Here is a 26,018-nt window from a genome sequence, read left to right as displayed (position 1 = left end):
AGTACCACTCGGCGACGAACCGGTTGACGCGCTGATTCATGAGCACCACCGAGACATCGGAAGAGCGCAGCACCGGTGTCGTCACCGCGGTGCGCGGCAGCGTGGTTGATGTACGCTTTGACGGCCGCCTGCCTCCCATCCGCACCTTGCTGCGCGCCGGCACCGACCGCGCGATCGCGATCGAGGTGTTGACTCAGGTCGATGCCCGCCACGTGCGCGGTATCGCGCTCACGCCGACGCAGGGGCTGGCGCGCGGCATGCCGGTGACGGACACCGGCGGTCCGCTGCTGGCGCCCGTCGGCAAGGCCATACTCTCGCGCATGTTCGACGTCTTCGGCCATGCCATCGACCGCCAGGACGAACCGAAGGACGTGTCGTGGCGTTCGGTGCACCGCGAGCCCCCGCCGCTGATCCATCGCTCGACCACGTCGGCGATCTTCGAGACCGGCATCAAGATCATCGACGTGCTGGTGCCGCTGGAGACCGGCGGCAAGGCGGGCCTGTTCGGCGGTGCGGGCGTGGGCAAGACCGTGCTGCTGACGGAGATGATCCACAACATGGTCGGCAAGCAGAAAGGCGTCAGCATCTTTTGCGGCATCGGCGAGCGCTGCCGCGAAGGTCAGGATCTCTACGCCGAGATGAAGAAGGCCGACGTGCTGAAGAACATGGTGATGGTCTTTGGCCAGATGAACGAGCCGCCGGGCGCGCGCTTCCGCGTCGGCCAGGCCGCCCTCACGATGGCGGAGTACTTTCGCGACGATGAGCAGCGCGATGTGCTGCTGCTGATCGACAACATCTTCCGCTTCATCCAGGCCGGCTCCGAGGTCTCGGGCCTGATGGGGCAGATGCCCTCGCGCCTGGGCTACCAGCCGACCATGGGCACCGAGCTGTCGGCCCTGGAAGAGCGCATAGCCAACACCGACAGTGGCGCCATCACCTCCATTCAGGCGGTTTACGTGCCGGCCGACGACTTCACCGACCCGGCGGCGGTGCATACCTTTTCGCACCTGTCGGCGTCGATCGTGTTGTCGCGCAAACGGGCAGGTGAGGGCCTGTTCCCCTCCATAGACCCGCTGCAATCGAACTCCAAGATGGCCACGCCAGGCATCGTGGGCGAGCGCCACTACGCGCTGGCGCAAGAGATACGGCGCACCCTGGCGCAGTACGCTGACCTGAAAGACATCATCGCCATGCTCGGCCTGGAGCAGCTGTCGCCCACCGACCGTGCGGTTGTCGCGCGAGCGCGCCGGCTCGAGCGCTTCTTGACGCAGCCCTTTTTCACCACCGAGCAGTTCACTGGCTTGCAGGGCAAGCTGGTGAGCCTGGCCGATGCGCTCGACGGCTGCGAGCGCATCTTGCGTGACGAGTTCAAAGACCGCCCCGAAAGCGCGCTCTACATGATCGGCGCGATCTCGGAGGCGAAGGCCGACAAGGCCAACGCCAAGGCATCAGCCGCGACGGCGCCACCGGAGGCCGCCCATGCACCTTAAGGTGTTGCTGCCGTTCCGCGTCTTCGCCGACCAGGCCGACGTGTCGCGCATCGTCGCCGAAACGCGCGAGGGATCGTTCGGCCTGCTGCCGCACCGGCGCGACTGCGTCGCCGCCCTGGTGCCGGGCATCCTCACCTACGAGAGCGCAGCCGGCGGGGAAGTCTTCATCGCTGTCGACGAGGGCGTGCTGGTCAAGATCGGCGACGAAGTGCAGGTGTCGGTGCGGCGTGCCTCGGGCGGTGCTGACCTGGCCAGCCTGCGCGACGCGGTGCAAAACGACTACCTGACGCTGGATGCGCTGGAGCTGGGCGCGCGTGCGGCCACGCAAAAACTGGAGAGCGGCTTTGTGGGCCGCTTCGCGAAGTTCCATGCCGAATGACCCGACGCCGCCTCACGTGATGGCCACGAAAGTGGGCGCAAAGGCCGAGCGCAAGCTGCGCGCAAGGCGCGACTGCGCACCGGGCGTCTGGTCGGGTCTGGGCATGATGGGCTTGATCGGCTGGTCGGTGGTGGTGCCGACCTTGGCCGGCGCGGCACTGGGCCTGTGGCTCGATTCGCATCACCCCGGCAAACACCCCTGGTCGCTGGCCTTGCTGATGGCTGGGCTGGTGCTCGGCTGCCTGAACGCTTGGCGCTGGGTGGCCCAGCAAGACCGGGCGATGCACGAAGTCGACGATTGAAGCGTCATGAACAACCTGCTCTCACTGATCCCCACCTTGATGCTCGCCGGCGCTGCCGGTGGTCTGCTGGGCCTGCTCTTTTTCGGCGGCCTGTGGTGGACCGTGCGCCGGGCGGTCGATTCACCCCGGCCGGCGCTGTGGGTCGGAGGCAGCCTGCTGTTGCGCATGGCGTGTGTGGCCGCGGGGTTCGTCGTCGTCTCCGCGGGCGATTGGCGCAACTTGGTGTCGTGCTTGCTCGGATTCTGGGCCGCGCGCTGGTGGGTGCTGCGCCTGAGCACTCGCGTGGCGGCGGAACCATCGGCCGCCTTAGGCCTCACACTGAAGCTGACCAACGATTGCTCACACGGCGCCGGGCCAACTGAGCTTTTCAACCTAAAAAAGGGACACGAGATGCAGATTCAGATCAACACCGACAACCACATCGAAGGCAACGAGGCCTTGTCTACACACGTCGAAGCCGTGGTCGAAAACGCCGTGCGCCACATGAAAGACCAGCTCACGCGGGTAGAGGTGCACCTCGATGATGAGAATGGCGGCAAACCCGGCAGCGAAGACAAGCGCTGCCTGATGGAAGCCCGCTTGAGAAGCCACCAGCCAGTGGCGGTCAGCCACCACGCCGGCAGCGTTCATCAGGCAGTGGACGGCGCGGCTCGAAAGCTGAGGGCCGCGCTCGAGTCGCTGCTGGGGCGGCTAGACGAGCACCGCCGCCATTCGCCCGCTGAGCAGCCGGACCTGACGGACCCGACCTGATCTGCCATGCGCCTAGGCCCCGACCAACTGATCTTCTGGCAGCAGGGGCTGTTCAAGCTCAACGGCACCATTGCGTTCACCTGGGCCTTGATGGCGGTGTTGGTGCTCGGCTCGATGCTGGTCACGCGCAAGCTCTCGACCGATCACCAGCGTTCGCGCTGGCAAAACCTGCTGGAGATCGTGGTCACCGGCATCACCGAGCAGATCCGCGAAGTGGGCCTGGAGCGGCCCGAGCGCTACCTCGCCTTCTTGGGCACGCTGTTTCTGTTCGTCGCCGCGGCGGCGCTGGCGACCGTCATTCCCGGCTACGAGCCACCCACTGGATCGTTGTCGACTACGGTCGCGCTGGCACTGTGCGTGTTCGTTGCGGTGCCGCTGTTCGGCATCCGCGAGCAGGGTTGGGGCGGCTACCTGAAGTCGTATCTGGAACCGACCTTCATCATGCTGCCGTTCAATCTCATCAGCGAGGCCTCGCGCACGCTGGCGCTGGCGGTGCGCCTGTTCGGCAACATGATGAGCGGCGCCATGATCGTCGCCATCTTGCTCACCATCACCCCGTTTCTCTTCCCGGTGGTGATGACGCTGCTGGGTCTCTTGACCGGCATGGTGCAGGCCTACATCTTCAGCATCCTCGCCGCCGTCTACCTCGCCGCCGCGACGCGGCCAGCGCCGCAGCCCGCCCCAGCTCCCGCGGCCACAACAACAACCTGAACCGACAAGGAAGCCCCATGGACAGCCTCACCCTCATCGCGGTGGTCTCGATCATCATTGCCGGCATCACCACCGGCTTCGGCACCATGGGCCCGGCACTGGCCGAAGGCCGTGCGGTGGCCACCGCGCTCACGGCGCTGGCCCAACAACCCGATGCCTCGGCAACCATCACGCGCACGCTCTTTGTCGGCTTGGCGATGATCGAATCCACGGCGATCTACTGCTTCGTGGTGTCGATGATCCTGATCTTCGCTAACCCGTTCTGGAACGCAGCGATTGAGCAGGCTGCAAAAGTCGCGGGCAAGTAGCTCATGCTGATCGACTGGTTCACCGTCGGTGCGCAGGTGCTCAACTTCATCTTGTTGGTGTGGTTGATGAAGCGATTTCTCTACCAGCCGGTGCTGAATGCGATCGCCGCGCGCGAGAAGCGCATCGCCGACCAGATCGCCGAAGCCACCGCAACGCAGGCGCAGGCGGCGGCAGAACGCAAGGCCTTCGAAGAGAAGAACGAAGCCTTCAACCAGCAGCGGGCCGACCTGCTGGGCAAGGCCACCGCAGCAGCCAACGCCGAAGGCCAGCGCCTAGCCGAAGAGGCGCAGAAGGCCGCCGCCGCGCTGGCGGCGCAACGCCAGCAGTCGCTGGCCAGGCAGGCAGAGCAGTTGCAGCAAACGATCGCGGGCCGTGCTGCGCAAGAGGTGTTTGCCGTGGCACGCAAAACGCTGGCCGATCTGGCGAACGTGAGCTTGGAAGAGCGCATGGTCGAGGTCTTCACGCGGCGCTTGAGTGAGCTGCCGGCCTCTGCCAAAGACGCGCTGGGCGCGGCGCTGAAGCAGAGCACCGACCCCGCCCGGGTGCGCAGCCACTTCGAGCTGCCCGCCGATCAGCAGGGTGCGATCCAGAACGCGATCAACGTGGCCTTCTCGGCCGACGTGCCGCTGCGCTTCGAGACCGCGGCCGATACCGTGTGTGGCATCGAGCTCAGCGCGGGCGGGCAGAAGCTGGCCTGGACCATAGACGAGTACCTGCGCGATTTTGAGCACGACGTGGCCGCGCTGCTGGTGCCGGCAGCGAAGCCGGTGGCTGCGCCCAAGCGGCTCGATGCACCTGACGCAGCGGCAGTACCTGCAGTACCTGCAGTACCTGCTGTACCTGATGCAGGCGCCGTGAGGATCGCAGCATGAGCATCGCACGCGACGCCTTTGAGGCCTCGCCTCACGACGGTCTCGCAGACCACGCGCTTGATTGCGGCTTCGCTGCGTTGGCACAAGCACGTACCGCGTTTGCGCCCGCGCTGGTGCCACGCGAGGTGGGCACCGTCACGCAGGTGACCACGGGCATCGCCCACGTCAGCGGTCTGCCGGGTGCCGGCTTCGATGAGCTGCTGAGCTTCCCCGGTGGCCTGGCCGGCATCGCGTTCAACATCGACGAGCACGAGCTCGGCGTGGTGCTGTTGGGCGACTACTGGCAGTTGCAGGCCGGCGACGAAGTGCGCCGCACCGGCCGCGTGATGGACGTGGCGGTGGGCCCCGCGCTGCTCGGGCGTGTGATCGACCCGCTGGGCCGCGCGCTCGATGGCCTCGGCCCCATCGACGCCACAGCGCGGTTGCCGATCGAGCGGCCCTCTGCCGCCATCATGGACCGCGCGCCGGTGAGCGTGCCACTGCAGACCGGCCTGAAGGTCATTGACGCGCTGATCCCGATCGGCCGCGGCCAGCGCGAGCTGATCCTCGGCGACCGCCAGACAGGCAAGACCGCCATCGCACTCGACGCCATCTTGAACCAGCGCGGGCAAGACGTGGTCTGCGTCTACTGCGCCATCGGGCAGCGTGCGTCGGCAGTGGTCAAGGCAGTGGCAACCCTACGAGAGAAGGGCGCAATGGACTACACCGTGGTCGTCGTCACCGAGGGCAACCAACCGCCCGGCCTGGCCTACATCACGCCCTATGCGGCCACGAGCGTCGCCGAACACTTCATGGAAGCCGGCCGCGACGTGCTCATCGTCTACGACGACCTCACGCAGCACGCGCGCGCCTACCGAGAGCTGTCGTTGCTGCTGCGCCGCCCGCCCGGGCGCGAGGCTTTCCCGGGTGACATCTTCTACATCCATTCGCGCCTGCTTGAGCGCTCCACCCACCTGAGCCCAGAGCGCGGAGGCGGCTCGCTTACCGCGCTGCCCATCATTGAGACCCAGGCCGAAGACATCTCGGCCTACATCCCGACCAACCTGATCTCGATCACTGACGGGCAAATCTACCTGTCACCCTCGCTGTTCGAGCTGGGCGTGCTGCCGGCGGTGGACGTGGGCAAGTCGGTGTCGCGCGTGGGCGGCAAGGCGCAGCGCGGCCCGTTTCGCGCTGTGGCCGGCGACTTGAAGCTGGCCTATGCGCAGTTCGAAGAGCTCGAATCGTTTTCGCGCTTCGGCGCGCGGCTAGACGACGCCACCCGCAAGACCATCGCCCATGGCCAGCGTATCCGTGACTGCCTGAAGCAGCCACAGTTCGCCCCCGTGCCCGTGGCCGCGCAAATCGCCATCTTGCTGGCGCTGACGGCTGGCCTGTTTGACACCGTGCCGCTGCCGCGCATGGCCGAGGCGCAGCAAGCCGTTCAAGACGCCGCAGCAAAGCTCAACGCGCCATTGCAGCAGCGCCTGCTGGGTGCAGACAAGCTTCACGATGACGACCGAAAGGCCGTCACTGAAGCCGCGCGCGCCGCGCTGCAGAGCTTCTTGCCTGAGCCTGACCCAAAACCCGACGCCAAGCCGACCGCGACCGTCACCGAGGTGGCGGCGTGAGCGACAGCCTCGCGGCCCTGCGACGCAAGATTGCGGGTGCCGGCGATCTGCACGCCGTGGTACGCACGATGAAGGCGCTGGCCGCGTCTAGCATCGGCGACTACGAGCGATCGGTGCTCGCGCTCGCCGACTACGACCGCATGGTCTCGCTCGGCCTGGGCGAATGTTTTCGACAAGCCCAGGAGAAGCCCACAGCCGTGCCCGAGCGCGTGTCGGCCCAGGCGCCCATCGGCGCCATCGTTTTCGGCTCTGACCAAGGGCTCGTGGGCCCGTTCAACGACGTGATCGCCGAGCATGCCATCAGCGCCTTGGCCGATCACCCCGGCCGCGCCCAGGTTTGGGCTGTCGGCGAGCGGGTGGAAGAGCGATTGAAGGATGCGGGCTTGAAGGTGCTGGGCGCGTATGCGGTGCCAGGCTCGGTCGAGGCCATTGCGCCGCTCGTCGCGCAGATCCAGATCGACAGCGAGGCGCGCCGCGCCAACAGCGGCCCAAACCGCGTGATGCAGGTTTATGTTTTCCACAACCGGCCGCTGGCCGCATCGCTTTACGAGCCGGTCGGCCAGCGCTTGTTGCCGCTAGACGCCGCTTGGCAGCAAAGCTTGGCGGCCGTGACTTGGCCCGGCAAGGTATTGCCCGAAGTGCTGGACCACGGCGCAACGACCTTGCGCGCGCTGATCCGCGAGTACTTGTTCATCTCGCTGTACCGCGCTTGCGCCGAATCGCTGGCCAGCGAAAACGCCAGCCGCTTGGCCGCCATGGAGCGCGCCGACCGCAACATTCTTGACCTGCTCGATCAGCTGCATGCGGGCTTTCAGCGGCAGCGACAGGGCTCGATCGACGAAGAGCTTTTCGACGTCACTGCAGGTTACGAAGCCCTGGCCCCGCCGTGAAAGACGCCATCGTCGTCTTCAATTCAGGCTCTACCAGCCTGAAGTTCGGCGCGTATGGGGTGGGCGCTTCATCAGCGCTGTCGCTGCTGTGCGTGGGCCGCATCGACGGCCTGCAGGGCAGCCCGCACTTCGTCGTGAAAGACGCGGCCGGCGAGTTGATGGACGCGCATAAATGGGGCGAGGGCGATGCAATCGACCACGCCGCAGCGCTGCACTACGTCATCACCTGGCTGAAAGCGAGTCTCGCCGAGACCCACATCGTTGCAGCCGGCCATCGCATCGTGCTGGGCGGCATGCGTTACGACGCGCCCGTGCGCATCGACACCGAGGTGCTGGCCCACCTTGATTCGCTGGTGGCCATGGAGCCATCGCACCAGCCCGCCAACATTGCCGGCGCCCGCGCCTTTGCCCTGGCCTTTCCGGGCCTGCCGCAGGTGGCCTGCTTCGACAGCTCGTTTCATCGCGCCATGCCCGAGCTGGCGCAGACGTATGCGCTGCCCCAAGAGCTGCGCGATGCCGGGGTGCGCCACTGGGGCGCCCACGGCATCTCATACGACTACATCAGCCGCCAGGTGCCAAAGGTGGCCCCGCAGGCGCGGCGCGTGATCGTCGCCCACCTCGGTGGCGGTGCCAGCCTGTGCGCCATGCAAGACGGCCGCAGCGTCGAGACCACGATGGGTTTTTCAAGCCTGTCTGGCCTGCCGATGGCCACCCGCTCGGGCGACATTCCGCCAGGCGCGCTGTTCTACCTGTTGCGCAGCCAGCGCTTCGACGCAGCCGCGCTCGAAAAGATGCTCTACGAACGATCCGGCCTGCTTGGCTTGTCAGGCATCAGCGGTGACATGCGAGTGCTGGAGCGCAGTGATGACCCGCGAGCCACAGCGGCCATCGCGCAGTTCGTTTATGCGATGACGAAGTACATCGGCGCCTACACCGCCGTGCTCGGTGGCCTGGATGCGCTGGTGTTTACCGCGGGCATCGGCGAAAACTCTGCGCCCGTTCGCACGGCCTCGTGCGGGCAACTGGCCTGGCTGGGCGTGAAGCTCGACGCACAGGCGAATGATTCGGGCGGGCCGCGCATTTCAACCGCCGACAGCGGTGTGTCGGTGTGGGTCATTCCCACCGACGAAGAATTGATGATCGCGCAGCACACGCTGGCGCTGGTGCGGTCTGGGGCTAGCTGAGCCCCCGAAACCCCGCGCATCGGCGAAGCCGAATGCGCGATCTGCTTACCTGAGTCGTCAGGACGCCGCTGGCGTCGAAGTGGGGAACACCACCTTCGGGGGCTGGGTGCCGTCGGCCTTGCGGCTTTTCCGGCCGCTTGCGGTCTTGCGGACTTGCTTGGCAGAAATGGTTCTCTTGCCTACGCGCTTCTTCTTTGCCAGTGCCATGTCTATCCTTTTGAGTAAAGAGGCTGAGGATACATGTGACGCGGATGGCCAGGCTTTTTGGCGCCCCGTGCGATATCCGTCAAAAGTGTCCGCGACATGCAGCGATACAGCGCGCAGCGGTGTTGGTCTGAGGAATCCCTGCGGCAAGATCCTGCCCCTCCGCCGCCGTTGGCGAGCGGCAGGTGGGGGAGATCTCTTCAGTCTCATTTGGGATCTTCCGCGAGATTAACGAGCCCCTCGCGTCGATCAGACCTGCAGCAGCGAGTGAGCAATTGGCGCTCGAGCTGCCCGAAGAGCCGGCGGCAGCGCTGCCAGGAGTGATGTGATGGCCACCAACCCGATCCAAACGAGCGGCGGCGCCCACGCAATCGTGAATGGAAGCGGCGCCACGAATCCCAGACCGCCCACCAAGCCGTCGAGCAGCGCGGTAAGCGGCAGCGATAGCGCCAACGCAGCGATGCCGCTGAGCGCACCAACCCACTGGGCCTCACTCAACACCATGCCGATGAGCCGTCGTGGCGTGGCCCCGAGCGTCTTCATCACGGCCAACTCGCGGGTGCGTTCCAGCACGCTGATGCTCAGGCTCGCCGCCAACCCCAGACCGCCTACCGTGGCCATCACGACCGCCATCGCCATGAGGGCTCGGATCAGGATCACGATGTGGTCGCCCATTGCCGTGCGCAGCTCGGCCAGCGGCACCGCCTTTTCAACGCTGCCTCCGGCTTGCGTGAGCCGGGCGTCGATGCGCCGGATCAGTTGCTCTCGCTGCTCGGCGTTGGAGGCCGTCGTCGCCACGCGCAGCATCCGGGCTTGCCCGACAGTGCGAGTCTGGCGAGCAAAGGCTTGGTCGCTGACGTAGGCGACGCCGGCCGCGCCGATCTCCTCGACGACGCCGACCAGGCGCCACCCCGAGACCTCGCCTTGCATGGACAACATCACCTCGTCACCGATCTTCAGCCCCGGCCGCTGCGCGATCGCGGCGTGGTTGAGAACAACGGCGTCCTCATCGTCCGAACGCAGCCAGCGCCCTTCTCGAAGCGGAAAGCTGATCAGTTGGGTGTTCGGCGGTGGCGCCATCACCGCAAAAGTTCCGTGCCCGCGATCCGGGTAGGCGTGCGAGATGTCGACCCGACCGGCTTGCGCAAACGCCGCTTCGCTGTAGCCCCAGGCCTCAGCCGCGCGCACGCCGGGAAGCGCCGCCAACGCGTCGCGCAGCGCGATCGACTGCGAAGCGTGCAGCCGCAGCTCCACGTCGTAGTGGCGGGTCTCATAGACCTTGGCAACCGTGCGCTCCCAGCTCTGGGACACGTTCAGCGCCGTCATGAACATGGCGCCGCCAGCGGCCAGCAAAGACAAGGTCAGCACGAGCCGTGAAGGCCGCCGCATCACGTTGCGCAGCGCGACTGGCCAGCGCGCGATGCTGGCACGAAGCCAGTCGGAGCTGACCCCATGCCGATCGATCGCATCACGAACCGTGACGCGGCACGCTCGCCACACGGGCAGTGCAGCGACCAGGGCCGGCACGCACAGGCCGGCCGTCACCACAGCGATCCAAACCCATGCCGGCGGATTGGCATCTGTGACAGTGAAGTTCAGCAAACCGGCGATCGACGAGGCAAAGCCGCGCAAGCCCAGTGCGGCCACCGGTACCGCCACGGCCAGAGAAGCCAGGCCGATGCAGGCCACGAGCACCAGGTACATCGCCGCCAATTGGCCCGTGCGTGCGCCCAGCGTCTTCATCACCCCGATCTCGCGCACCTGGCGAGCCAGCAGCGCCGCCAGCGTGTTGGCGACGAGCACCCCGCTCAAGATCAGGGCCATCACGCTGAAGGCCAGCAGCAGGAAGAGCACCGTGGTCATCTGTCGCTGGTGCGGGTGTTGGCGGGGCGGCGGCACACGAAGCTCCGTCACGTCCACGCCTTGCGCGCGCAGGGACTGGGCCAGGGCTTCGGCAGCCGCCTGGATGGCCGGCATCGTCTCGGCCACATTCGCAAACCTGACGCGCAATTCATGCACGCTGCCGTCTTCGCCCAGTTGCCGCAGCGTCTGTCGCGTGACGTAGGCATAGCCGGTGCGCTCCTGCCAGGCGGGCGCCAGCCCGGGGTCGTGCACCAGGCCGCTGATCGGCAGGCGAGTCAAAGGCCCGTTCGGCGTCTTCAGTTGCAGGGTTCCTGCGACACCCGCATTCAATACGCCGGTCGCGGTGCGCTCCAGCAGCGCGCTGCCGGCGGGCGGTGGGTATGCGCCTTCCTGCGGCGCAACCCGGCTGAGCCGCATCGAGGCGAAGTCATCGACGACGAACAGCAGCAAGGGCCGCCAATCGTCACCAACGCGGGCCCGGGCCAGGACCACGTCGCGCGCTTCGGCCACGGCAACGGACGGGTCGCGACGCGACAACGAGAGCGCGGTGGCATCGACATCACCGCGCAATTCCAGCGTGGCGTGGGCTGGCTCGGTGCCGAGGTAGTTGACCGCCATCTCCCGAGTCAGCACGGCGTAGGCGCCGAGCACCGCACCGAATGCGCTCAGGCTGACGGCCACGGCGATCAGCATCAGCGCCACCCGGCCCCGTTCCGCCACGGCGTCGCACCAGAGCTTGCGCCAACGCGTTCTCAATGTGAATGCAGTCATCGCACCCTCACTTCGATCGTCTGCGATGGCTGCGCCACTTCGAACTGAAGCTTGTCGAAGCTCGGCATGCCCGAATGCCATGACAGCGTGAACCCGTTCGAAAACCCCAGAGGCTCGGCTGGCATCCGAAACATGTTGTGGTCCAGCGTGTCGTTGTCGTTCTCGTCGTGGAACACCACGACAGCGTAGCGACCTCGCGGCAGGCTTGGCCACTGCACGGTGGCCTCGCCCGCGTGGATGACCGCTTGAGCCGTCCATCGGCCGGGGCCCAGCACATCGTCGCCTGAGGCATAGAGCTTGGCGATCACGTGCCCGCGGTCGTGCATGAGCCCAGTCACGTGCGCACTCAAGGAACTGGTTTCGGGCGCCGCATGAAGCGGCGCGGAGGTGACCAGCGCGAGAGCCATCACGGTGAGGCGATTACGCATGGCGGACCTCCTGCAACGCGGCAACTGCTGGCCGCCGCATCGGCTCATTGCCGATGACCCGACCGTCCGACAGCGTGACAACCCGGTCGGCGATGGCGCTGACGTCGCGTTCGTGGGTCACCATCAGCACCGACTTGCCACGGGCGGCAAGCGAGGCCAGCAGCCCCAGCACGGCGTCGGCAGTTTGTGAATCGAGGTTGCCGGTTGGTTCGTCGGCCACGATCAGCGGGGGGTCGTTGGCCATGGCCCGCGCAATCGCCGCACGTTGCTGCTGCCCGCCCGACAAAGCGGACGGCAGCTTGTGCGCCTGCTCCACGATGCCGACCTGCTGCAGCAGGTGCAAGGCGCGTTCGCGTGCTTGTGCCGGCGCATAGGTGCCGCAAAAGTCCATCGGCAGCATCACGTTCTCCAGCACAGTGAGCGTGGGCAGCAGCTGGAAGAACTGAAACACGACACCGACATGCCGGCCGCGCCAGGCGGCGAGATGGCTTTCGTCGAGTGACTGAACCGCCGTGCCGTCGATCAGCACCTCGCCACCGCTAGGCCGGTCGATACCGGCAATGAGGTTGATCAGCGTGGACTTGCCGCTGCCGGACTTGCCGACGATGGCGATGAATTCGCCCGCCGGCAGCGCCAGGCTCACCCGGTGCAGGGCCCGCGTTCCACCATCGGGTCCGGGGTACAGCTTGCTGAGCTCTCGAAGTTCGATCATGGGCGTGCGGTCTATAGTGGACAGGTGTCCATGTTCGTTGGATGACCTGCGCACGCCCAGACACGGCGGCGCCGATGTTGTTCACTACTGAACACGAACGAACGAATCGTCCAGGAACTCTGAATGCCCTCACCGCAGCCCGTTGACCGTCGCAGCGCGCGCACGCGCAGCGCCTTGCGCAATGCTTTGCTCGATCTGGTCGTCGAGCGCGGCTGGGACGACATCGCCGTCCAGGACCTGTGCGAGCGGGCCAACATCGGCCGCTCGACCTTCTACACGCACTACACCAACAAGGACGCACTCCTCACCGGCAGCCTCGACGACCTGCGCGGCCATCTGCGCCAGACGCGGCGCGAGGGCAGCGCGGCAGGCGAGCGGCCAACCTTCGGCTTTGCGCTGGGCTTGATCGAGCATGCGCACGAGCAACGTCGCCTGTTCAGAACCCTGGTCGGTCGACGCAGTGGCTATGTCGTTCAGCAGCGCTTCCGCGAGATGGTGATCAAGCTCGTCGGTGAAGAGCTGCCCGCCGGCAATGCGCCCGGTTTGCCGCGCACGGCTGCGCAGCGATGGATCGCCGGCGCGTTTGTCGAACTGCTGGGCTGGTGGATCGAGCAGCGTAGCCCGCTGCCGCCGCCCGAGCTGGCCGCGATGTTTGAAAGCCTGGCCCGACCGGTCTGGGTCACGTTGACGATTAAGGTGCCAGCATGAATGGACTGCCCTGGCCGGCGCTGCGAGGTGGCCTGCTGGCGCTTGGCGCGGCCGGCCTGTTCGGCATCAGCACGCCGCTGGTTCAACGCGCTGGCAGCGGCCTGGGCCCGTTCAGCACCGCCGCGCTGCTCTACGCCGGGGCGGCCTTGATCGGCGCGTTGTTGCGGCAGCCGGTCGATCGCGAGGCCGCGCTGCGCCGTGTCGATCTGCCGCGCCTCGGGTGGATGGCGCTGTTCGGCGCCGCCATCGGTCCTGTGGCACTCGCCTGGGGTCTGCAACACACGAGTGGCACCAGCGCTTCGCTCATGCTAACGCTGGAGGCGCTGTTCACTGCGGTGCTGGCGCAAGCGCTCTACCGCGAGGTGATGGACCGCCGCGTCTGGTCTGCCATGTTGCTGCTGCTGGCCGGAGGCGTCGTCTTGGTGGTTGATCGTGGCTTGCACGGCGGCGCGCAATGGCTGGGCTTGTGTGCCGTGCTGGCTGCCACAGCCGCCTGGGGCGTGGACAACACCTTGTCGCGCGCCTTGGCCGAACGCGACCCCGGCCAGGTGGTGCTGGGCAAGTCGGTTCTCGGTGCTGGCGCCACTGCAGCACTCGCCTGGTTCGCCGGTGAGCCTATGCCCAGCTGGGGTTCCGCGCTTTCGTTGCTCGCCATCGGCGCGAGCGGCTACGGCCTGAGCCTGCGGCTGTACCTCCTCGCGCAGCGTGCATTTGGCGCAGCTCGTACGGGCTCGGTGTTTGCTTTCGCGCCGTTCATCGGCGCCTTGTTGGCCATCGCGCTGGGTGACCGGTCCTTGAGCTGGGGCATGGCTGCCGGGGGTGGCCTGATGTTGGCAGGCATCGCGCTTCATTTGATGGAGTCTCATGGGCACGAGCACGTGCACGACGAGTTGGAGCACGAGCATGCTCACCGGCATGACGATGGCCATCATGATCACCGCCACGAATGCCTGTCTGCCACAACCCACAGTCATCTTCACCGCCACGAGCCGCTGAGGCACGCCCATCCTCATGTTCCAGACGCGCATCATGGCCATCACCATTGACCGACGCCATCTGCTCGGGCTGGCGTGCTCCACTCGGCAAGTCGGAGCCCAAAAGTTGTTGCTCGGCGCCAAGGCCTCGCGCGACAGCAGCGATCCTGAAAACCCAAGCTACCGATTCAGCATCTTGGCGATCACGCCGCCTCGCAGACGGGCGGGCTGCGGCAGGCCGCTGCCCAGCAAGGGCCGCAGATACGCTTGGAAGGCGGGCGTGATGTCACTGCCCGAAGCCGCGATGAATGAATCGGGCATCACCTTGGTCTTGCCGGCCACGTCGGTCAGCTTGACCAGTGCGTACTCAACCGCGTATTCACCGATACGCCGTATCGCCACCGAGCCGTCGCGCGCCCCCCAGATCGCCTGCTTGACAGCGAATTCGCCGACTTCGCGCGCCTCGCTGCGGTCTACGTCAGAGGCGCAACCGTCGAACGAGCGCTGCAGATAGCCAAAGGTGTCGCCTCGCACGCGTGTGATGCCGAGCGTCGATTTGATCTGGGTGCACAGCAGGTCGGCCAGCGCGCCGCTGCCAGAGAGTTGCAGGTTGCCATGCGCATCTTTCTCGACCGTGGTCGCAAGCTTGACCGAGAGCGGTGTGCCGGCGGCGTCATGAATTCCTTCTGACAACGCGACCACGCAGCGCCCGAGCCGGTCGTGGACAGCTTTGACCTCAGCGATGAATTTGCTCTCGTCGAAAACGCGCTCCGGCAGATAGATCAAGTGCGGGCCGTCGCCCTCGACCGTGCGCGCGGCGGCGGCGGCGGCCGTCAAAAAACCCGAGTTACGCCCCATCACCACCGCAAGGTAAACGCCGGGGAGCGAGCGGTTGTCGAGATCGGCGCCCATGAACGCCTGGGCCACGAACCGGGCGGCCGAAGGGAAGCCCGGCGTGTGGTCGCTCTCCATCAGGTCGTTGTCGATGGTCTTGGGAATGTGGACAGTGCGAAGGTCGTAGCCGTCTCTCGCCGCTTCTTCGCTGACCAGGCGCACGGTGTCGGCGCTGTCGTTGCCGCCGATGTAGAGAAAGCACGAGACGTCGTGCGCCTTGAGCGAGGCGAGGATGCTCTGGCAGTAGGCGCGGTCAGGTTTGTCTCGTGTCGAGCCGAGCGCCGACGAGGGCGTCGCAGCGATCGCCTCCAAGTTGGCTTGGGTCTCGGCCGACAGGTCGACGAAATCTTCGTTCACGATGCCGCGCACGCCGTGGCGTGCGCCATAGACGCGCTCGATTTGGGGAAAAAGCCGTGCTTCAAGCACGGCACCGACCAGTGATTGATTGATCACCGCGGTCGGGCCGCCGCCCTGAGCGATCACCAGCTTGCCGCTACGCATCATGTTTTGACTCCTTGTGAAGACACTGTGCCTTGCCGGCTTTCATCAGCCAGCGCGCTCATGTTGTTGATCGAGGTGGGCTTGGAGCACGCCTCGATCAACTCGGTCAGAGTGTCGTGCTGGCGCTTGTCTGTCAATCTGCCGCCTTTTGAGGCATCCAGCGAAAGTCACAGATTGGCGCCCCCGACGCGATCGTGCCGGTGCGGTGCAGCCGTCCACCCCACTTTTCCGCTAGCGGAAAATCGAGCTGGCAAAAGGTTTGCACGCACAGTTCAGAGGCATCGTTCTTTGCGAAGAACTCGGCCACGGGGCACTTGGTGCAATCGAACGCGATCGAGCCGTCAGTGCTGATGACATCGCGCCATTCATAGCTGGGCGCACCAAACGGAAAGGTGCGAAAAAGATCAGTGGCTATTCTGAGGCGCTTGTGCGGATCGCGCGTGACCGCGCTCGCAGCCAGCAAGGGGATTTCGCCCATCTGGACATAGATCCTCCAGCCGATGTCGTAGATCAAGCGATGCGATTCAGCGGCCGAGGCCCCATGTCGAAGCAAGACTTCGTGCAGCGCGAGGGTGGCGGCGGCCAGATGGGTCGTGAAGACCGCGCCGACCGTCGGCTGGATCGCAATCGAAGGCTCGATTTCGTAATATCGATCCCACGCCTGCTTCAAAAGATCGCCGGTCGACTCGCCCAGCGGCGTGGCCTTCAAGACCGCCCGAGCGTGTGGCTCGACGAGCATCTGCCACAACCCACCTCGCTCAAGCGAATGTTGGAACACGCCGCCGAACTGAACGCGCAACTCGTTGAAGAGTTCGACGGTCGCATTCCAGTCCCAGGTCTCGTCCACGGCTTGCGGGGGCAGGAATTCGCCAACCAGCAGCAGTTCAGGCAGCAGTTGCGAGACGCGTCTTTTGAGAAGGTCGAGCGACGAGGTGCGGGCGGCGTATTCGCGGGCGATGAATGGCCGAGACAAGGCTTCGAACCGCGCGTCTGGCGCAAGAACGAAGATCAGGGATTCGGCCGTGGTGAGTGCCTTTGCATGCAGCATCAATTCACTCGGGAAAATGAAACCGTGTTCGTAACCTGCCTTCATCATCTCGATGTAGACCTTTGCGAAGCTCATCTCGCTCAAGCGGGATGCATAAAACTTGTCTGCGAGCACTTCGAATCGCGCGAAGAAGGCCTCTTCGTTGGCCTCCGGCAATCTGTGGGTCTGGGCCTTGAAGTGGTGAAACGCGCGACGGGTCTGGCGTTGAACGACGGCGAACCAGTACAAGATGAACCGGTCGCGTTGCGCTGCCGTGAGTTCTCCGACCATGCCGAAATCAAGCAAGGTGAACGTGCCGTTCGGGTGAAAGAAAATGTTGCCCGGGTGAAGGTCGGCGTGGAACAGACCGTCGGAGACGAACATCTGAAGCAGCACGTCGACAAGCAAGGTGACCAGCCGGCGTTTGGGTTCTTCACCGAGCGAGGTGGCGGCCTCGCGAAGGCGCAGCCCTTCCACCCAATCCATGGTGAGCACGCGTTGGCTTGAATGGCTGAAGTGAACGCTGGGAAATTGAACCTCGGCCCGGCCCGCAAAGTTAGCGCGAAAGCGCTCGATGACGTGGCCTTCCTGCAAGAAGTCGAGTTCTCGCAGCGTGTAGCGTCGGAACTCGGCGAAGAAGTCGCGCAGATTCGTGCGTTGCATGCGTCGCGGAGCCAGGGCATAGAGCCATCGCACTCCCATCGCCATGGCGTCCAGATCGCGACCCACCAAGCGCTCCAGGTCGGGCCGTTGAACCTTGACCGCAACGGCCGTCCCATCCGACAGGCTTGCGCGGTGCACCTGCGCCAGCGACGCTGCGGCCACAGGCACATGGTCGAACGATGCGAACAGCTCTTCTAGCGTCTTGCCGAGTTCGCGCTCGATGGTGATGCGTATCGTCTCCGAAGGAACGCTCGGGCCTTTTTCCTGAAGGGCCGCGAGCACCTCGACATAGGCAGGCGGCAACATGTCAGGGCGAGTGCTCAGCACCTGGCCCAATTTGACAAATGCCGGGCCGAGCCCGACCAAACGCGCCGCGAACTCGGCTGGCGCTTCGACATTCGTCGCATCGATGGTGAATCGACGCAAGGCGCGAAACTCTCGCAACAGCGCCCAACAGATCACGGCCAGCCGCGACAGGTTCTGAATCGAGTTGCCCTGGGGTGAATCGACAGTCTTCACAACCAGCCGCCCACGAACCCTGCCCGCTGCAGCCCGGCAATAACGTACGGGCACGAGCGCATCAAGCGCCAAAGAAAACCGGAGCGGTGGTTCTCGCACATCAGCACCACGGGGCCGAGGTTGATGCCGAAGTGATAGGGCGATGTCCAGCCCGCATGGCCGCTTTCGGCTTCATCGGAGAAGCTCAAGTTGAAGCTGCACCTGAAGCAATATTCGCCAGTCACCTGCGGGTACACGTCCTGAAAATGCTGCAGCGATGGCAGCACGATCTCGGGTGCGAACGGCAGCGACGCGGCCACGGCCCAGGGGGCGACGGTCCCATCGTCGGGGCCATACGGTGCGCCGCGCGCTGCATAGCCTAAGAACGAGCGCTCAACGCCCTGGATGCGCCGCGTCGTCCAGCCCGGCCCGTCGCTTGCCGTCAGGCCCCAGAAGTTTTCGCCGTAGCCCTCGAAGTCCTGCGGGTTGCGGATGGCGTATTCGCGCTGCACGTAGGTCGCGCGGCGGCTGTTCTCGCAGTAGTCGATGCCTTTGTCGCGCGCGAAGGCATCTTGGATGCCGCGCATGTCGAGCCAGATGTGCGAATACTGGTGGATGAAGAGCGGGCCGCCGTAGAGCAGCTCGTGCCCGTAGATCGTCTTCCACTCGTAGGTCGATGTCCAGGCTGTGTAGCTCTCGGCAGGCAGTGGGTGCGTCGGCGAGCCCAGCCCGAGCACGTACAGCAAGGTGGCTTCGTCGTAGCCGCGCCATCGGTAGGGCAGAAAGCCGGCCTCCGGCGTCCACCCATGCGTCGCCGTTGCAGCGCCGTCGCAGGCCCATGCCCAGTCGGCCCGGCGGTACAGCGCGTCGGCCAGCGTGCGCACGGCTTGCTCGTCTTCGTTATCGCGGTCGAAGTACGCCGCGGCGGCCAGCATGCCGGCCAACAGGAAGGTGCTGTCGATGGTGGACAGCTCGCACGAATCGCGACGGCGGCCCGTGGTCATGTCGAGAAAGTGATAGTAGAAACCGCGGTGCCCGGTTGCATCGAGCGCCGTGCCTTGCGGGCTGGCCCAGAAGAAGCGCAGCACCGCAAGCGTGCGAGCCAGCGCGTCGGTGCGTGTCATCCAGCCACGCTCGACGCCCACCGGATAGGCCGCCAGCGCAAAGCCCACCGCCGCGATGCTTGCGGGCGAGCCAGGCTCTGATCGGTCGGCGACGAGACCGTTCGATGGGTTGGTCTCGCGCAAAAAGTATTCGAACGAGTGACGTTGCAATGCATCTAGCCGCGCCTCGCCGAAGATCAGCGGCGCGGCGCCGGGCTGCTCAGGCGGGGTTCGTGCATTGAAGTTCATCGCATGGTCGGCATCAGCGCCCGAGCGCGGCGGGTGCATATGGTGCGTCACCGAACACCAGGGCGCGCAATTGCGCCCATTGCGCTTCCGTAGGCGCGGCTTCAGCGTCGACCTCATGGGCCGCATGTAGGTCCAGAAAACCCTGAGCGTTGAAAACCAACCAACTGCAGGTTTCGCTCACGATGGCCTCAGCTTGACTGCAGGCCATGCGGACGTACCAGTCGACCAGCATGAAACGCTGGCCGGCAAACTCAGGCGCCGCAGCGTCGCCACGCCCGAGCGCGACGTAGCGCTCGTTTGCCAGCGGCTGCACGCCCTTGTCGTCGAGCAAGAACAGACGGCTTTCATGCTGCGCCGGCACACAGCTCGTTGCCAGCCCACCCGCAGCGCCATCAGCGCCTGTTTCGTAGACGGGTGCAAAGCCGCCGCCGGGGGTGCGGAAGTTCGTCGTCTGGCCTTGGTACATGCGCGCTGCGACCCACTGCACGCGGCCGTCATAGGTGTAGTCGCGCAGGTCAAACTTGAGTATCTGCACCGGCCCTTCGTTCTGGATCGTGCGGCCACCGGGCGCCACCAGCGCTTGCGCCACATAACCTCCAGCGAGAATCTCTTGCCACACACGCTGGGTGAGCTTGTCGCCGCGGTAGGCCGCCCGCCCACCGAACCCGGCGAAGGGTTTGAAGAACAGGCGCCGCCGCTCTCGCCACAGACGATCGGCGTGCTGCGCCTCCACCACCTCGGTGTGAGGAATGCCGGCCAACAGCACGTCTTGTGTGGCCTGCGGCACACCCAAGGCCTGAAGCCGTGTCGCATCGGTGAGCAAGGCCAGGTTGCGCTTGTCCGCATACAGCGCATGCGCCTGCGGGTGCGGCGTGAGCACCATGGCGTTGGCCAGGTAGGCCTCGCGCAGCGTCGCGCTGGCCGGCTCGGCCAACGAAAAATCGGTGAGGCGGTTGTAGACCAAGTCGATGGCCAGGTCACCGTGCCAGAGCAGGCCGCCATGAAAACTGAACTCGGTCGGGCCTGCGATCACCGCCTGAAACCCGTGCCGCTGGAACAAGCGCTGGAACAGCACGAACTCCGGGTAGAGGTACTGCGCTTCAGGGTTCTCGTCGACGATGGCGATGCTGCGCAGTGGTCGTTCGTGGCCGGCGAGCGTCCACTCGTTGCGAAACATCGAAACGATGTCGGCTTCGAGTTCCAGCGCTGCCGCCGACGGCAGCACGAGGCCATCCACAGCCGCGCAGCAGGCGCGTTGGGCCCGTGCCAGCACGGCGTTGAGCATGGCGCCACCCGCATTGGTGTTGATCTCAATGAGCCCGAAGCTGTTCTCGGCGACGTGAAAGTCATAGCCGAAGAACACCCCCTTGGCGCCGCCAGGGTCGTGGCGCGCGATGGCGGGTGCCGTGGCGAGAACCTCGTCGCGGTACGCCGGCAGCGCAATCACTGACTCGATGGCATGCACCAGTTGGGCCATGCGGAGCATGTGTTCGTGCGACAGAAAAACGGGGCGCGTGGCGAACAGGTAGGGGCAACGCTGTTGGATCAAGTCGAACAGGCCGGGCTCGCCAATCTCCGATTCGAGTGCCTGGCGCAGCGCCGCGGTGTCGAGGCTGATGCAGAAGCATTCGCTGTTCAGCAGCTCCATCGAAGTAGGGCCTGGCAACAGGGAGGCGGCTGTGGCGGGGTTGTGCATGGTCGTTGCTCCAGCAGTCAAACGCCGAGCCAGCGTCGACGACGATCGGGCTGCGACAACAGGTGCATGAGCAGCATGCCGGCAACGCTGGCGCCCACGATGGTGATCCACGAGTCAACGTCGAGCGACGTGAGCCCAAGAAACTCTCGCGAGGTCGGCCAATAGATGGCCGCAGCGTGCAGCACGCCGGCACCGGCCAGCACGGCCCCAACCCCAAGCCGTTGCAGCGAGCCCTTGGGCTGGGTGCGTTCGGCTTGGGCGACGCGGTAAACCGCGAACAGCCCCATCAGGATGATCGACGACAAGGCAGCGGTGTGACCGTAGGTTTCGGTTCTGTCCTGGAACAGAAAGAAATTGGCGTAGACCACCACCGAGATTAGACCAATGGTGAGCCCGCTCACCATGGCGAATGCCAGCGTGTCGCCGAGAAAGTTCGCCACAGATTGCTTGCCGACCTCGGCAGTCATGAAGGTCAGCAAAAATGCTGGCGTCCCTACCGAAAGCAGATCGATCCAGGTGATGGAACGTGGGCTGAGTGGAAACTCCAGCCCGATGAACCCCACGAAGACGATGAAGACCAGGCTGTAGATGTTCTTGGTGAGGAACAGCTTGGAGATGCGCGTGACGTTGTAGATGATGCGATCGCCCTCGAGCGACAACGCGGGCAGGTTTGCGAAAGAGTCGCGCAGCAAAATGATGTCGGCCACATCACGCGCCGCAGCCGCCCCGGAATTCATGGCAATGCCGATGTCTGCGCGTTTCAGGGCGAGGATGTCATTGACGCCATCGCCGACCATGCCAACGAATTCACCGGTGGCCTGCAAGGACCTCACGATATGTTCCTTGGACTGCGGGGTGAGGCGGCCAAACACCTGAGCGCTGCTGACGACCGCCGCGAAGGCCGTGGCGGGCAACGCTTCCAGCTCGGGCCCATTCACGATCGCCCCCGTGATCGCCATTCCCGCCTGGCGAGCGACGGCGGCCACGGTTTCGGCGTTGTCGCCAGACAGCACTTTCAGGCGCACGTCGCGCGATTGATAGAAGCTGATTGCACTGTGTACGTCGGTGCGCAGCTCGTCGCGCAGCACGATGAAGGCCAGGTTGGTCATGCCTTCGCGCTGCGGAATGTGGCTCTCGGTCGCAGCGAGCAAAACAACTCTCAAGCCGTCTCGCCGAAGCGCTTCAAGCATGGTCTGTTGAACCGGTGTCAGCGCAGCCGCGTCCATCGCCTCTGGCGCGCCCAGCCACAGCGACACTTCGGCATTGGCACCAGCCTCAGCAAGGCGCACCCTGACAGCGCTGGTCTTGGTTTGCGACGAGAAGGCCTGCTCTTCGATCGGCGCATTCTTTTTGCCGGGGAATGCCGATTCGATCGCGTCGACCGTCCGGTTTTTTTCGTGCGTTGCGCCCACCAGAAGTTCGAGCCGCTCCACCACTTCAGCGCGGGGCATGGTGAACAGTTCCAGGCGCTCGAATGCAAGGCGATTGGTTCCAAGTGTGCCGGTCTTGTCGAAGCACAAGGTGGTGACATGGCTCAGGGCCTCGACCGCGCTCAGTTTCTGCACCAGCACCTGGCGCGCTACCGCTCGTGCGGCGGCCAGCGAAAAGGCCAGGGTCGTGATCAGCACCAGACCTTCGGGCACGAGTGCCTTGACGGCCGTGACGATGGAAAGAATGCCCGCAGCAAGAGACAGATGCTTGATGTAACCCGCAAAGATCAGCAAGACAACCAGCACGCCCATCGTGATCGTCAAGGTCTGAACGAGCCGGGCAACGATGCGCTCCAGAGGGCTGCGCGTGAATTTGTAGGTCTTCGCCTGGGCCATCAGAAGGTTTGCATGTGACTGTGCGCCGATGCCCGTCGCCACATACAGGCCGGTGCCGCTGACGCAGAAGCTCCCCGATAGAAGTGGGTCGTTGGGCTGCTTCGTCACCAGGTCTGATTCGCCCGTCAACAGCGACTCGTCTACCCCGATTGGAGACAGGGAAGCCAGATGGCCGTCGGCAATGATCGAGTCGCCTGCGTGCAGAACGATCAATTCGTCCTTGACGACCTGTTGCACCGGAATTGCCTTTTCAAGCCCGCCCCTAACAACGGTGACTTCACGCTGGGCCAGCAAGCTCAGGCGGTCCAGCGCCCGTTTGGCTCGGAACTCGCTCACGATACCGGCCATCACGTTGGCCAAGGTCACTGCCGCAAGGAAGAGCACATCGTTGTAGGCACGTATCGCCAGCAGCGCGACGATGGCGGATGCGAGCACCGCATTGAACAAGGTAAAAATATTGCTGCGCAGGATTCCCGCAGCCGTGCGGGTGGTCAGGCGCACGGTGTTGTTCGTTTGCCCGGCGGTGAGGCGCTGGTTGACCTCAACCTGGGACAGGCCGGCGAGCGTTTTAGGTGCCACTTGTGGAAGCCGCGGCGTATTCATGAGAGGGCGTCACCTTCGACTCAGCATTGAAAGTGCCGGGCGCGATGAAGAAGATGAACCATCAGTGCTGCCGCGCCGACCGTTCTGGGATGGTGGGTGTAGCCGGGCCTGGGGGAAATGAAGGCGGCCATCTCGTAGCCCAGTTCGAGCTGTTGATCGGGCGCTTGCGCGAGCATCGTGATCAGCAGGTTTTCCATGGCGATCATCCGCATGCGCAAGCGCTCGAGTTCGGTGTTCATCGATTGACGAATCTGCAATCGATCCAAGTCGTCAGAAGCAAGCCGCTGCGCACGCGCGCCTCCCTCGTTCTCCCATCTCGAAAGTGCGGCTTCAAGTTGACGCATGGCATTCAAGGTGGTCGTCAGGTGCAGCCGCCGAGCGCGACATGGGCGGGAAGCAGTTCGTCATGAGGCACCCTGCCGGAACCGGCGGGCAAAGAAGTTGTAGACCGGCACGTACACCAGGCCGGCGTAGGCACCGTAGAGAAAGCTCTCGACCAGCCCGATCAAAAAACCCGGCAAGGTAAGCCACTTGAAACCCGGCAGCACTTGCTCGAGGAAGGCGTGCATGTGGAGGGATTCTGGCGTGACGAGCCCGAAGACAATGCACACGACAAACGAGATCAGCGACGTGGTGGCGAGCGCCCATGAGACGACCTTGATGTTCAACATGACGTGCTCCTAATGGCGGCGTGAGCTGCTGCCGTTGATTGGCTCCGCAGGACGTACGCCAGCGACCCATGGAGCCGCTGCGCCGCCCGCGTCGCGGCGGCTTGTCGTGTCCGGGCCGTGTGCTCCATGGCCACCGTGCCCGAACAGGTGCATCGCCACGAAGGCAATGCCGAAAAGTACCCAGATCCAGTTTTGTGCCAGCCAGTCCATGTCTTGCTCCTTGAGTTGCAAACGTCCGCAGATCAGTTCGGGATGGCTGTGAGTGATGCGGGCGGCGCAGGGCCCGCGCGTTGCCACCAAGAAGGGCGCAACATCAGCACGGTCAACGTCGCCAGCAGTGGCAGGGCAAGCCACGCGAAGCTGAGGCGTGCAACGGCACCGAACAGCCAGCCGCCAGCGGCCGAGCCGAGTGTTTGCCCCAGCGCCCCCGCCGCTGCCAGGCCACCCATCGTCGCGCCCAGGCTGCGGTGCGCCGCTCCGGCGGCGAGGAATGCGATCACCGGCAGGACGAGGCCAGTGCCGGCCGATGTGAGGCTGACGCCGACGTACATCTCCGTGTTGGTTTGGTGCAGCGCCAGCACTGCCAGGCCCGCCATGCCGAGCACAGAACCGGCTGCCACAAACAAGCGCGGCGGCACTTTGTCGAGCAGCCCGGTGAAGAACAACAGCGCGTTGATGCCGAGCATCACCAGGCTGCATTCGGCGAACATCAGCGCCACTTGCTGCGTCGAGAGTTCGGCGTGCTGCCGGCCCTGCAACACGATGCCGAGCTCGAAGCCGGACAGCACCATGTTCACGGCCACGGCCAACCACCACAGCGCCGCGAAGCCCGCCGGCACGCTTGCTCGGGGCTCGGCGGAGTCGTTGTTTGGTGTGCCTTTGTCGGCAGGCAAGGTCAGCGCCAGGCCCAGCATCATCGCTGCTCCGAGCAAGGCCGAAAGCACGAGGACGATGCGCGTCGAAAGGGCAGTCAACGCAACGCCGTTGCTGAGCACGGCGGCCAGGGCATCGGCCACGGCATTCAACCCCGGCCCGAACAGGAAGCCGAGCAGTGATGCCGCACCCAACCAGGCGAAGCGACGTGCCCGAACTGCCTTGGGCGTATGCGCTGCCACCAGCGCCGGCACCACCGGCACCACGGCGGCGACGAACAACCCGGCCGCCGCGCGCAAGACATAGATCTGCCCCAGCCCGCCCATCGAAGGCAGCAGCAACAGCAGCAAGCTGGCGACGTAGCCGACCAGCCCGAAGATCAGGATGCGGGTCCGGCCCAGGCGGTCGGAGATCAGGCCCCAGATCGGCGCGCCGACCAGCACCCCTGCGGTATATGCGCCGCTCAGAAAGCCGACATGTCGAGCGACTTCGCTCGGTGTCGACTCGGGCATCTGCTGCGCCAGCCAGGCCGGCAACAGCGGCAGCAGAGCGCCATAGCCGGCCGACACGACGAACACCGCCGCTGCGAGAAAGAACAGCTGTAGCGGCCGCAGATCTGCAGTCCGGCCTTGCTTGTTCACGCGGTCGCCCCAACCGCCACTGGTGCGGCCTTTGCCGCAGCGGGTTTCGTCTTGGCGCTCTTGATGCCGGCCAGCTTGGTGCGCTTGAGGAGCAGCGCGTTGATGGCCACCACCGCCGAGCTGCCCGACATCGACAGCGCCGCGATCTCGGGCGACAGCGTGAAGGGATAGAGCACGCCTGCGGCCAGCGGGAAGGCGATCACGTTGTAGCCCACCGCCCACCCCAGGTTCTGGTGCATCTTGCGCAAGGTTGCGCGCGACAGCTCGATGGCGCCGACGATGTCGTAGGGGTCGCTCTTCATCAGCACGACATCGGCACTGTCCATCGCCACGTCGGTACCGGCGCCGATGGCAAAGCCCACATTCGCCTGGGTCAGCGCGGGCGCGTCGTTGACGCCATCACCCACCATGCCGACCAGCTTGCCTGTGGCCTGCAATTCCTTGATCTTGGCGGCCTTCTGGCCGGGCAACACATCGGACAGCACGCTGGTGATGCCCAGGTCGGCGGCGATGCGCTTGGCGGTGCCGGCGTTGTCGCCGGTGAGCATCACCACCTCGATGCCACGCTCGCGCAGCTTGGCGACCGCGGCCTTGGCGGTGGGGCGAATGGCGTCGGC

25 protein-coding genes are annotated in these 26,018 nt (G+C 65.2%); 12 read left to right on the top strand and 13 right to left on the bottom strand.

What is annotated here, in order from left to right; genetic code table 11:
• Positions 1 to 38: 38 nt before the first annotated feature.
• From atpD to AC30QB_RS11485, 10 genes are read left to right on the top strand one after another with little or no spacing between them, the layout of a single operon-like run.
• Positions 39 to 1,490: a F0F1 ATP synthase subunit beta gene (gene atpD, locus AC30QB_RS11530; RefSeq protein ID WP_489546360.1), complete on the top strand. Its 1,452-nt coding sequence runs from the start codon at positions 39 to 41 to the stop codon at positions 1,488 to 1,490.
• Positions 1,480 to 1,869 (top strand): F0F1 ATP synthase subunit epsilon, encoded by a 390-nt coding sequence (locus AC30QB_RS11525; protein ID WP_489546359.1) that lies wholly within the window; start codon positions 1,480 to 1,482, stop codon positions 1,867 to 1,869. The genes atpD and AC30QB_RS11525 overlap by 11 nt, the downstream gene beginning before the upstream one ends.
• A gap of 19 nt (positions 1,870 to 1,888) precedes the next feature.
• On the top strand, positions 1,889 to 2,170 hold the full coding sequence (locus AC30QB_RS11520; protein ID WP_489546358.1) for an AtpZ/AtpI family protein: 282 nt from the start codon (positions 1,889 to 1,891) through the stop codon (positions 2,168 to 2,170).
• 6 nt (positions 2,171 to 2,176) lie between these two features.
• On the top strand, positions 2,177 to 2,920 hold the full coding sequence (locus AC30QB_RS11515) for an N-ATPase subunit AtpR (RefSeq protein WP_489546357.1): 744 nt from the start codon (positions 2,177 to 2,179) through the stop codon (positions 2,918 to 2,920).
• A 6-nt stretch (positions 2,921 to 2,926) separates the two neighbouring features.
• Positions 2,927 to 3,631, top strand: a complete 705-nt coding sequence (locus AC30QB_RS11510; RefSeq protein ID WP_489546356.1) for a F0F1 ATP synthase subunit A — start codon at positions 2,927 to 2,929, stop codon at positions 3,629 to 3,631.
• Positions 3,632 to 3,648: 17 nt separating this feature from the next.
• Positions 3,649 to 3,939 carry a F0F1 ATP synthase subunit C gene (locus tag AC30QB_RS11505; RefSeq protein WP_489546355.1) on the top strand — a complete coding sequence of 97 codons (291 nt, stop codon included), beginning with the start codon at positions 3,649 to 3,651 and terminating at the stop codon, positions 3,937 to 3,939.
• A gap of 3 nt (positions 3,940 to 3,942) precedes the next feature.
• On the top strand, positions 3,943 to 4,812 hold the full coding sequence (locus AC30QB_RS11500) for a F0F1 ATP synthase subunit B family protein (RefSeq protein WP_489546354.1): 870 nt from the start codon (positions 3,943 to 3,945) through the stop codon (positions 4,810 to 4,812).
• Positions 4,809 to 6,422 (top strand): alternate F1F0 ATPase, F1 subunit alpha, encoded by a 1,614-nt coding sequence (locus AC30QB_RS11495; RefSeq protein ID WP_489546353.1) that lies wholly within the window; start codon positions 4,809 to 4,811, stop codon positions 6,420 to 6,422. The genes AC30QB_RS11500 and AC30QB_RS11495 overlap by 4 nt, the downstream gene beginning before the upstream one ends.
• A complete protein-coding gene (locus AC30QB_RS11490; RefSeq protein WP_489546352.1) occupies positions 6,419 to 7,312 on the top strand; it encodes a F0F1 ATP synthase subunit gamma in 894 nt (297 codons plus the stop codon). Before AC30QB_RS11495 ends, AC30QB_RS11490 begins: the two co-directional genes overlap by 4 nt.
• Complete coding sequence (locus AC30QB_RS11485) at positions 7,309 to 8,496, top strand: acetate/propionate family kinase (RefSeq protein ID WP_489546351.1); 1,188 nt, start codon at positions 7,309 to 7,311, stop codon at positions 8,494 to 8,496. Before AC30QB_RS11490 ends, AC30QB_RS11485 begins: the two co-directional genes overlap by 4 nt.
• 453 nt (positions 8,497 to 8,949) lie before the next feature.
• Here the strand turns inward: AC30QB_RS11485 and AC30QB_RS11480 are convergent, their stop codons facing one another.
• The 3 genes from AC30QB_RS11480 to AC30QB_RS11470 are packed head-to-tail and all read right to left on the bottom strand — an operon-like array spanning position 8,950 to position 12,405.
• The gene (locus AC30QB_RS11480; RefSeq protein WP_489546350.1) at positions 8,950 to 11,334 is read right to left on the bottom strand and encodes an FtsX-like permease family protein; all 2,385 of its coding nucleotides are present in this window, start codon (positions 11,332 to 11,334) and stop codon (positions 8,950 to 8,952) included.
• Positions 11,331 to 11,762, bottom strand: coding sequence for a DUF2141 domain-containing protein (locus AC30QB_RS11475; protein ID WP_489546349.1), 432 nt, complete (start codon positions 11,760 to 11,762; stop codon positions 11,331 to 11,333). The genes AC30QB_RS11480 and AC30QB_RS11475 overlap by 4 nt, the downstream gene beginning before the upstream one ends.
• A complete protein-coding gene (locus AC30QB_RS11470) occupies positions 11,755 to 12,405 on the bottom strand; it encodes an ABC transporter ATP-binding protein (protein ID WP_489546348.1) in 651 nt (216 codons plus the stop codon). The genes AC30QB_RS11475 and AC30QB_RS11470 overlap by 8 nt, the downstream gene beginning before the upstream one ends.
• Before the next feature lie 192 nt (positions 12,406 to 12,597).
• Between AC30QB_RS11470 and AC30QB_RS11465 the strand changes: the two genes are divergently transcribed.
• Both AC30QB_RS11465 and AC30QB_RS11460 read left to right on the top strand, forming a co-directional pair.
• The gene (locus AC30QB_RS11465) at positions 12,598 to 13,182 is read left to right on the top strand and encodes a TetR/AcrR family transcriptional regulator (RefSeq protein WP_489546347.1); all 585 of its coding nucleotides are present in this window, start codon (positions 12,598 to 12,600) and stop codon (positions 13,180 to 13,182) included.
• Positions 13,179 to 14,228: a DMT family transporter gene (locus tag AC30QB_RS11460; RefSeq protein WP_489546346.1), complete on the top strand. Its 1,050-nt coding sequence runs from the start codon at positions 13,179 to 13,181 to the stop codon at positions 14,226 to 14,228. Before AC30QB_RS11465 ends, AC30QB_RS11460 begins: the two co-directional genes overlap by 4 nt.
• 108 nt (positions 14,229 to 14,336) lie before the next feature.
• On the opposite strand, the gene AC30QB_RS11455 is transcribed toward AC30QB_RS11460, so the two are convergent.
• The 10 genes from AC30QB_RS11455 to AC30QB_RS11410 form a co-directional block, all read right to left on the bottom strand.
• Positions 14,337 to 15,551: a 6-phosphofructokinase gene (locus AC30QB_RS11455; RefSeq protein WP_489546361.1), complete on the bottom strand. Its 1,215-nt coding sequence runs from the start codon at positions 15,549 to 15,551 to the stop codon at positions 14,337 to 14,339.
• A gap of 133 nt (positions 15,552 to 15,684) precedes the next feature.
• Positions 15,685 to 17,760 (bottom strand): AarF/UbiB family protein, encoded by a 2,076-nt coding sequence (locus tag AC30QB_RS11450; protein WP_489546345.1) that lies wholly within the window; start codon positions 17,758 to 17,760, stop codon positions 15,685 to 15,687.
• Positions 17,757 to 19,130, bottom strand: coding sequence for a glucoamylase family protein (locus AC30QB_RS11445; RefSeq protein ID WP_489546344.1), 1,374 nt, complete (start codon positions 19,128 to 19,130; stop codon positions 17,757 to 17,759). Before AC30QB_RS11445 ends, AC30QB_RS11450 begins: the two co-directional genes overlap by 4 nt.
• Positions 19,105 to 20,787 (bottom strand): hypothetical protein, encoded by a 1,683-nt coding sequence (locus AC30QB_RS11440; RefSeq protein ID WP_489546343.1) that lies wholly within the window; start codon positions 20,785 to 20,787, stop codon positions 19,105 to 19,107. The genes AC30QB_RS11445 and AC30QB_RS11440 overlap by 26 nt, the downstream gene beginning before the upstream one ends.
• Positions 20,788 to 20,804: 17 nt before the next feature.
• On the bottom strand, positions 20,805 to 23,192 hold the full coding sequence (locus AC30QB_RS11435) for an HAD-IC family P-type ATPase (protein ID WP_489546342.1): 2,388 nt from the start codon (positions 23,190 to 23,192) through the stop codon (positions 20,805 to 20,807).
• Between the two features lie 44 nt (positions 23,193 to 23,236).
• Positions 23,237 to 23,560: a hypothetical protein gene (locus AC30QB_RS11430; protein WP_489546341.1), complete on the bottom strand. Its 324-nt coding sequence runs from the start codon at positions 23,558 to 23,560 to the stop codon at positions 23,237 to 23,239.
• Positions 23,561 to 23,620: 60 nt separating this feature from the next.
• Positions 23,621 to 23,887: a DUF5676 family membrane protein gene (locus AC30QB_RS11425; protein WP_489546340.1), complete on the bottom strand. Its 267-nt coding sequence runs from the start codon at positions 23,885 to 23,887 to the stop codon at positions 23,621 to 23,623.
• Between the two features lie 9 nt (positions 23,888 to 23,896).
• Positions 23,897 to 24,097 carry a DUF2933 domain-containing protein gene (locus AC30QB_RS11420; RefSeq protein ID WP_489546339.1) on the bottom strand — a complete coding sequence of 67 codons (201 nt, stop codon included), beginning with the start codon at positions 24,095 to 24,097 and terminating at the stop codon, positions 23,897 to 23,899.
• 32 nt (positions 24,098 to 24,129) lie between these two features.
• Positions 24,130 to 25,401: an MFS transporter gene (locus AC30QB_RS11415; RefSeq protein WP_489546338.1), complete on the bottom strand. Its 1,272-nt coding sequence runs from the start codon at positions 25,399 to 25,401 to the stop codon at positions 24,130 to 24,132.
• On the bottom strand, positions 25,398 to 26,018 hold a 621-nt coding region (locus tag AC30QB_RS11410), incomplete at its 5' end, for an HAD-IC family P-type ATPase (RefSeq protein ID WP_489546337.1). The genes AC30QB_RS11410 and AC30QB_RS11415, both read right to left, overlap by 4 nt.

Source organism: Rhizobacter sp. (assembly GCF_046595475.1).
Classification (GTDB): Bacteria; Pseudomonadota; Gammaproteobacteria; order Burkholderiales; family Burkholderiaceae_C; genus Rhizobacter.
Note: the sequence above shows the minus strand (reverse complement) of the source record. Positions and strands in the feature narration are given on the sequence as shown.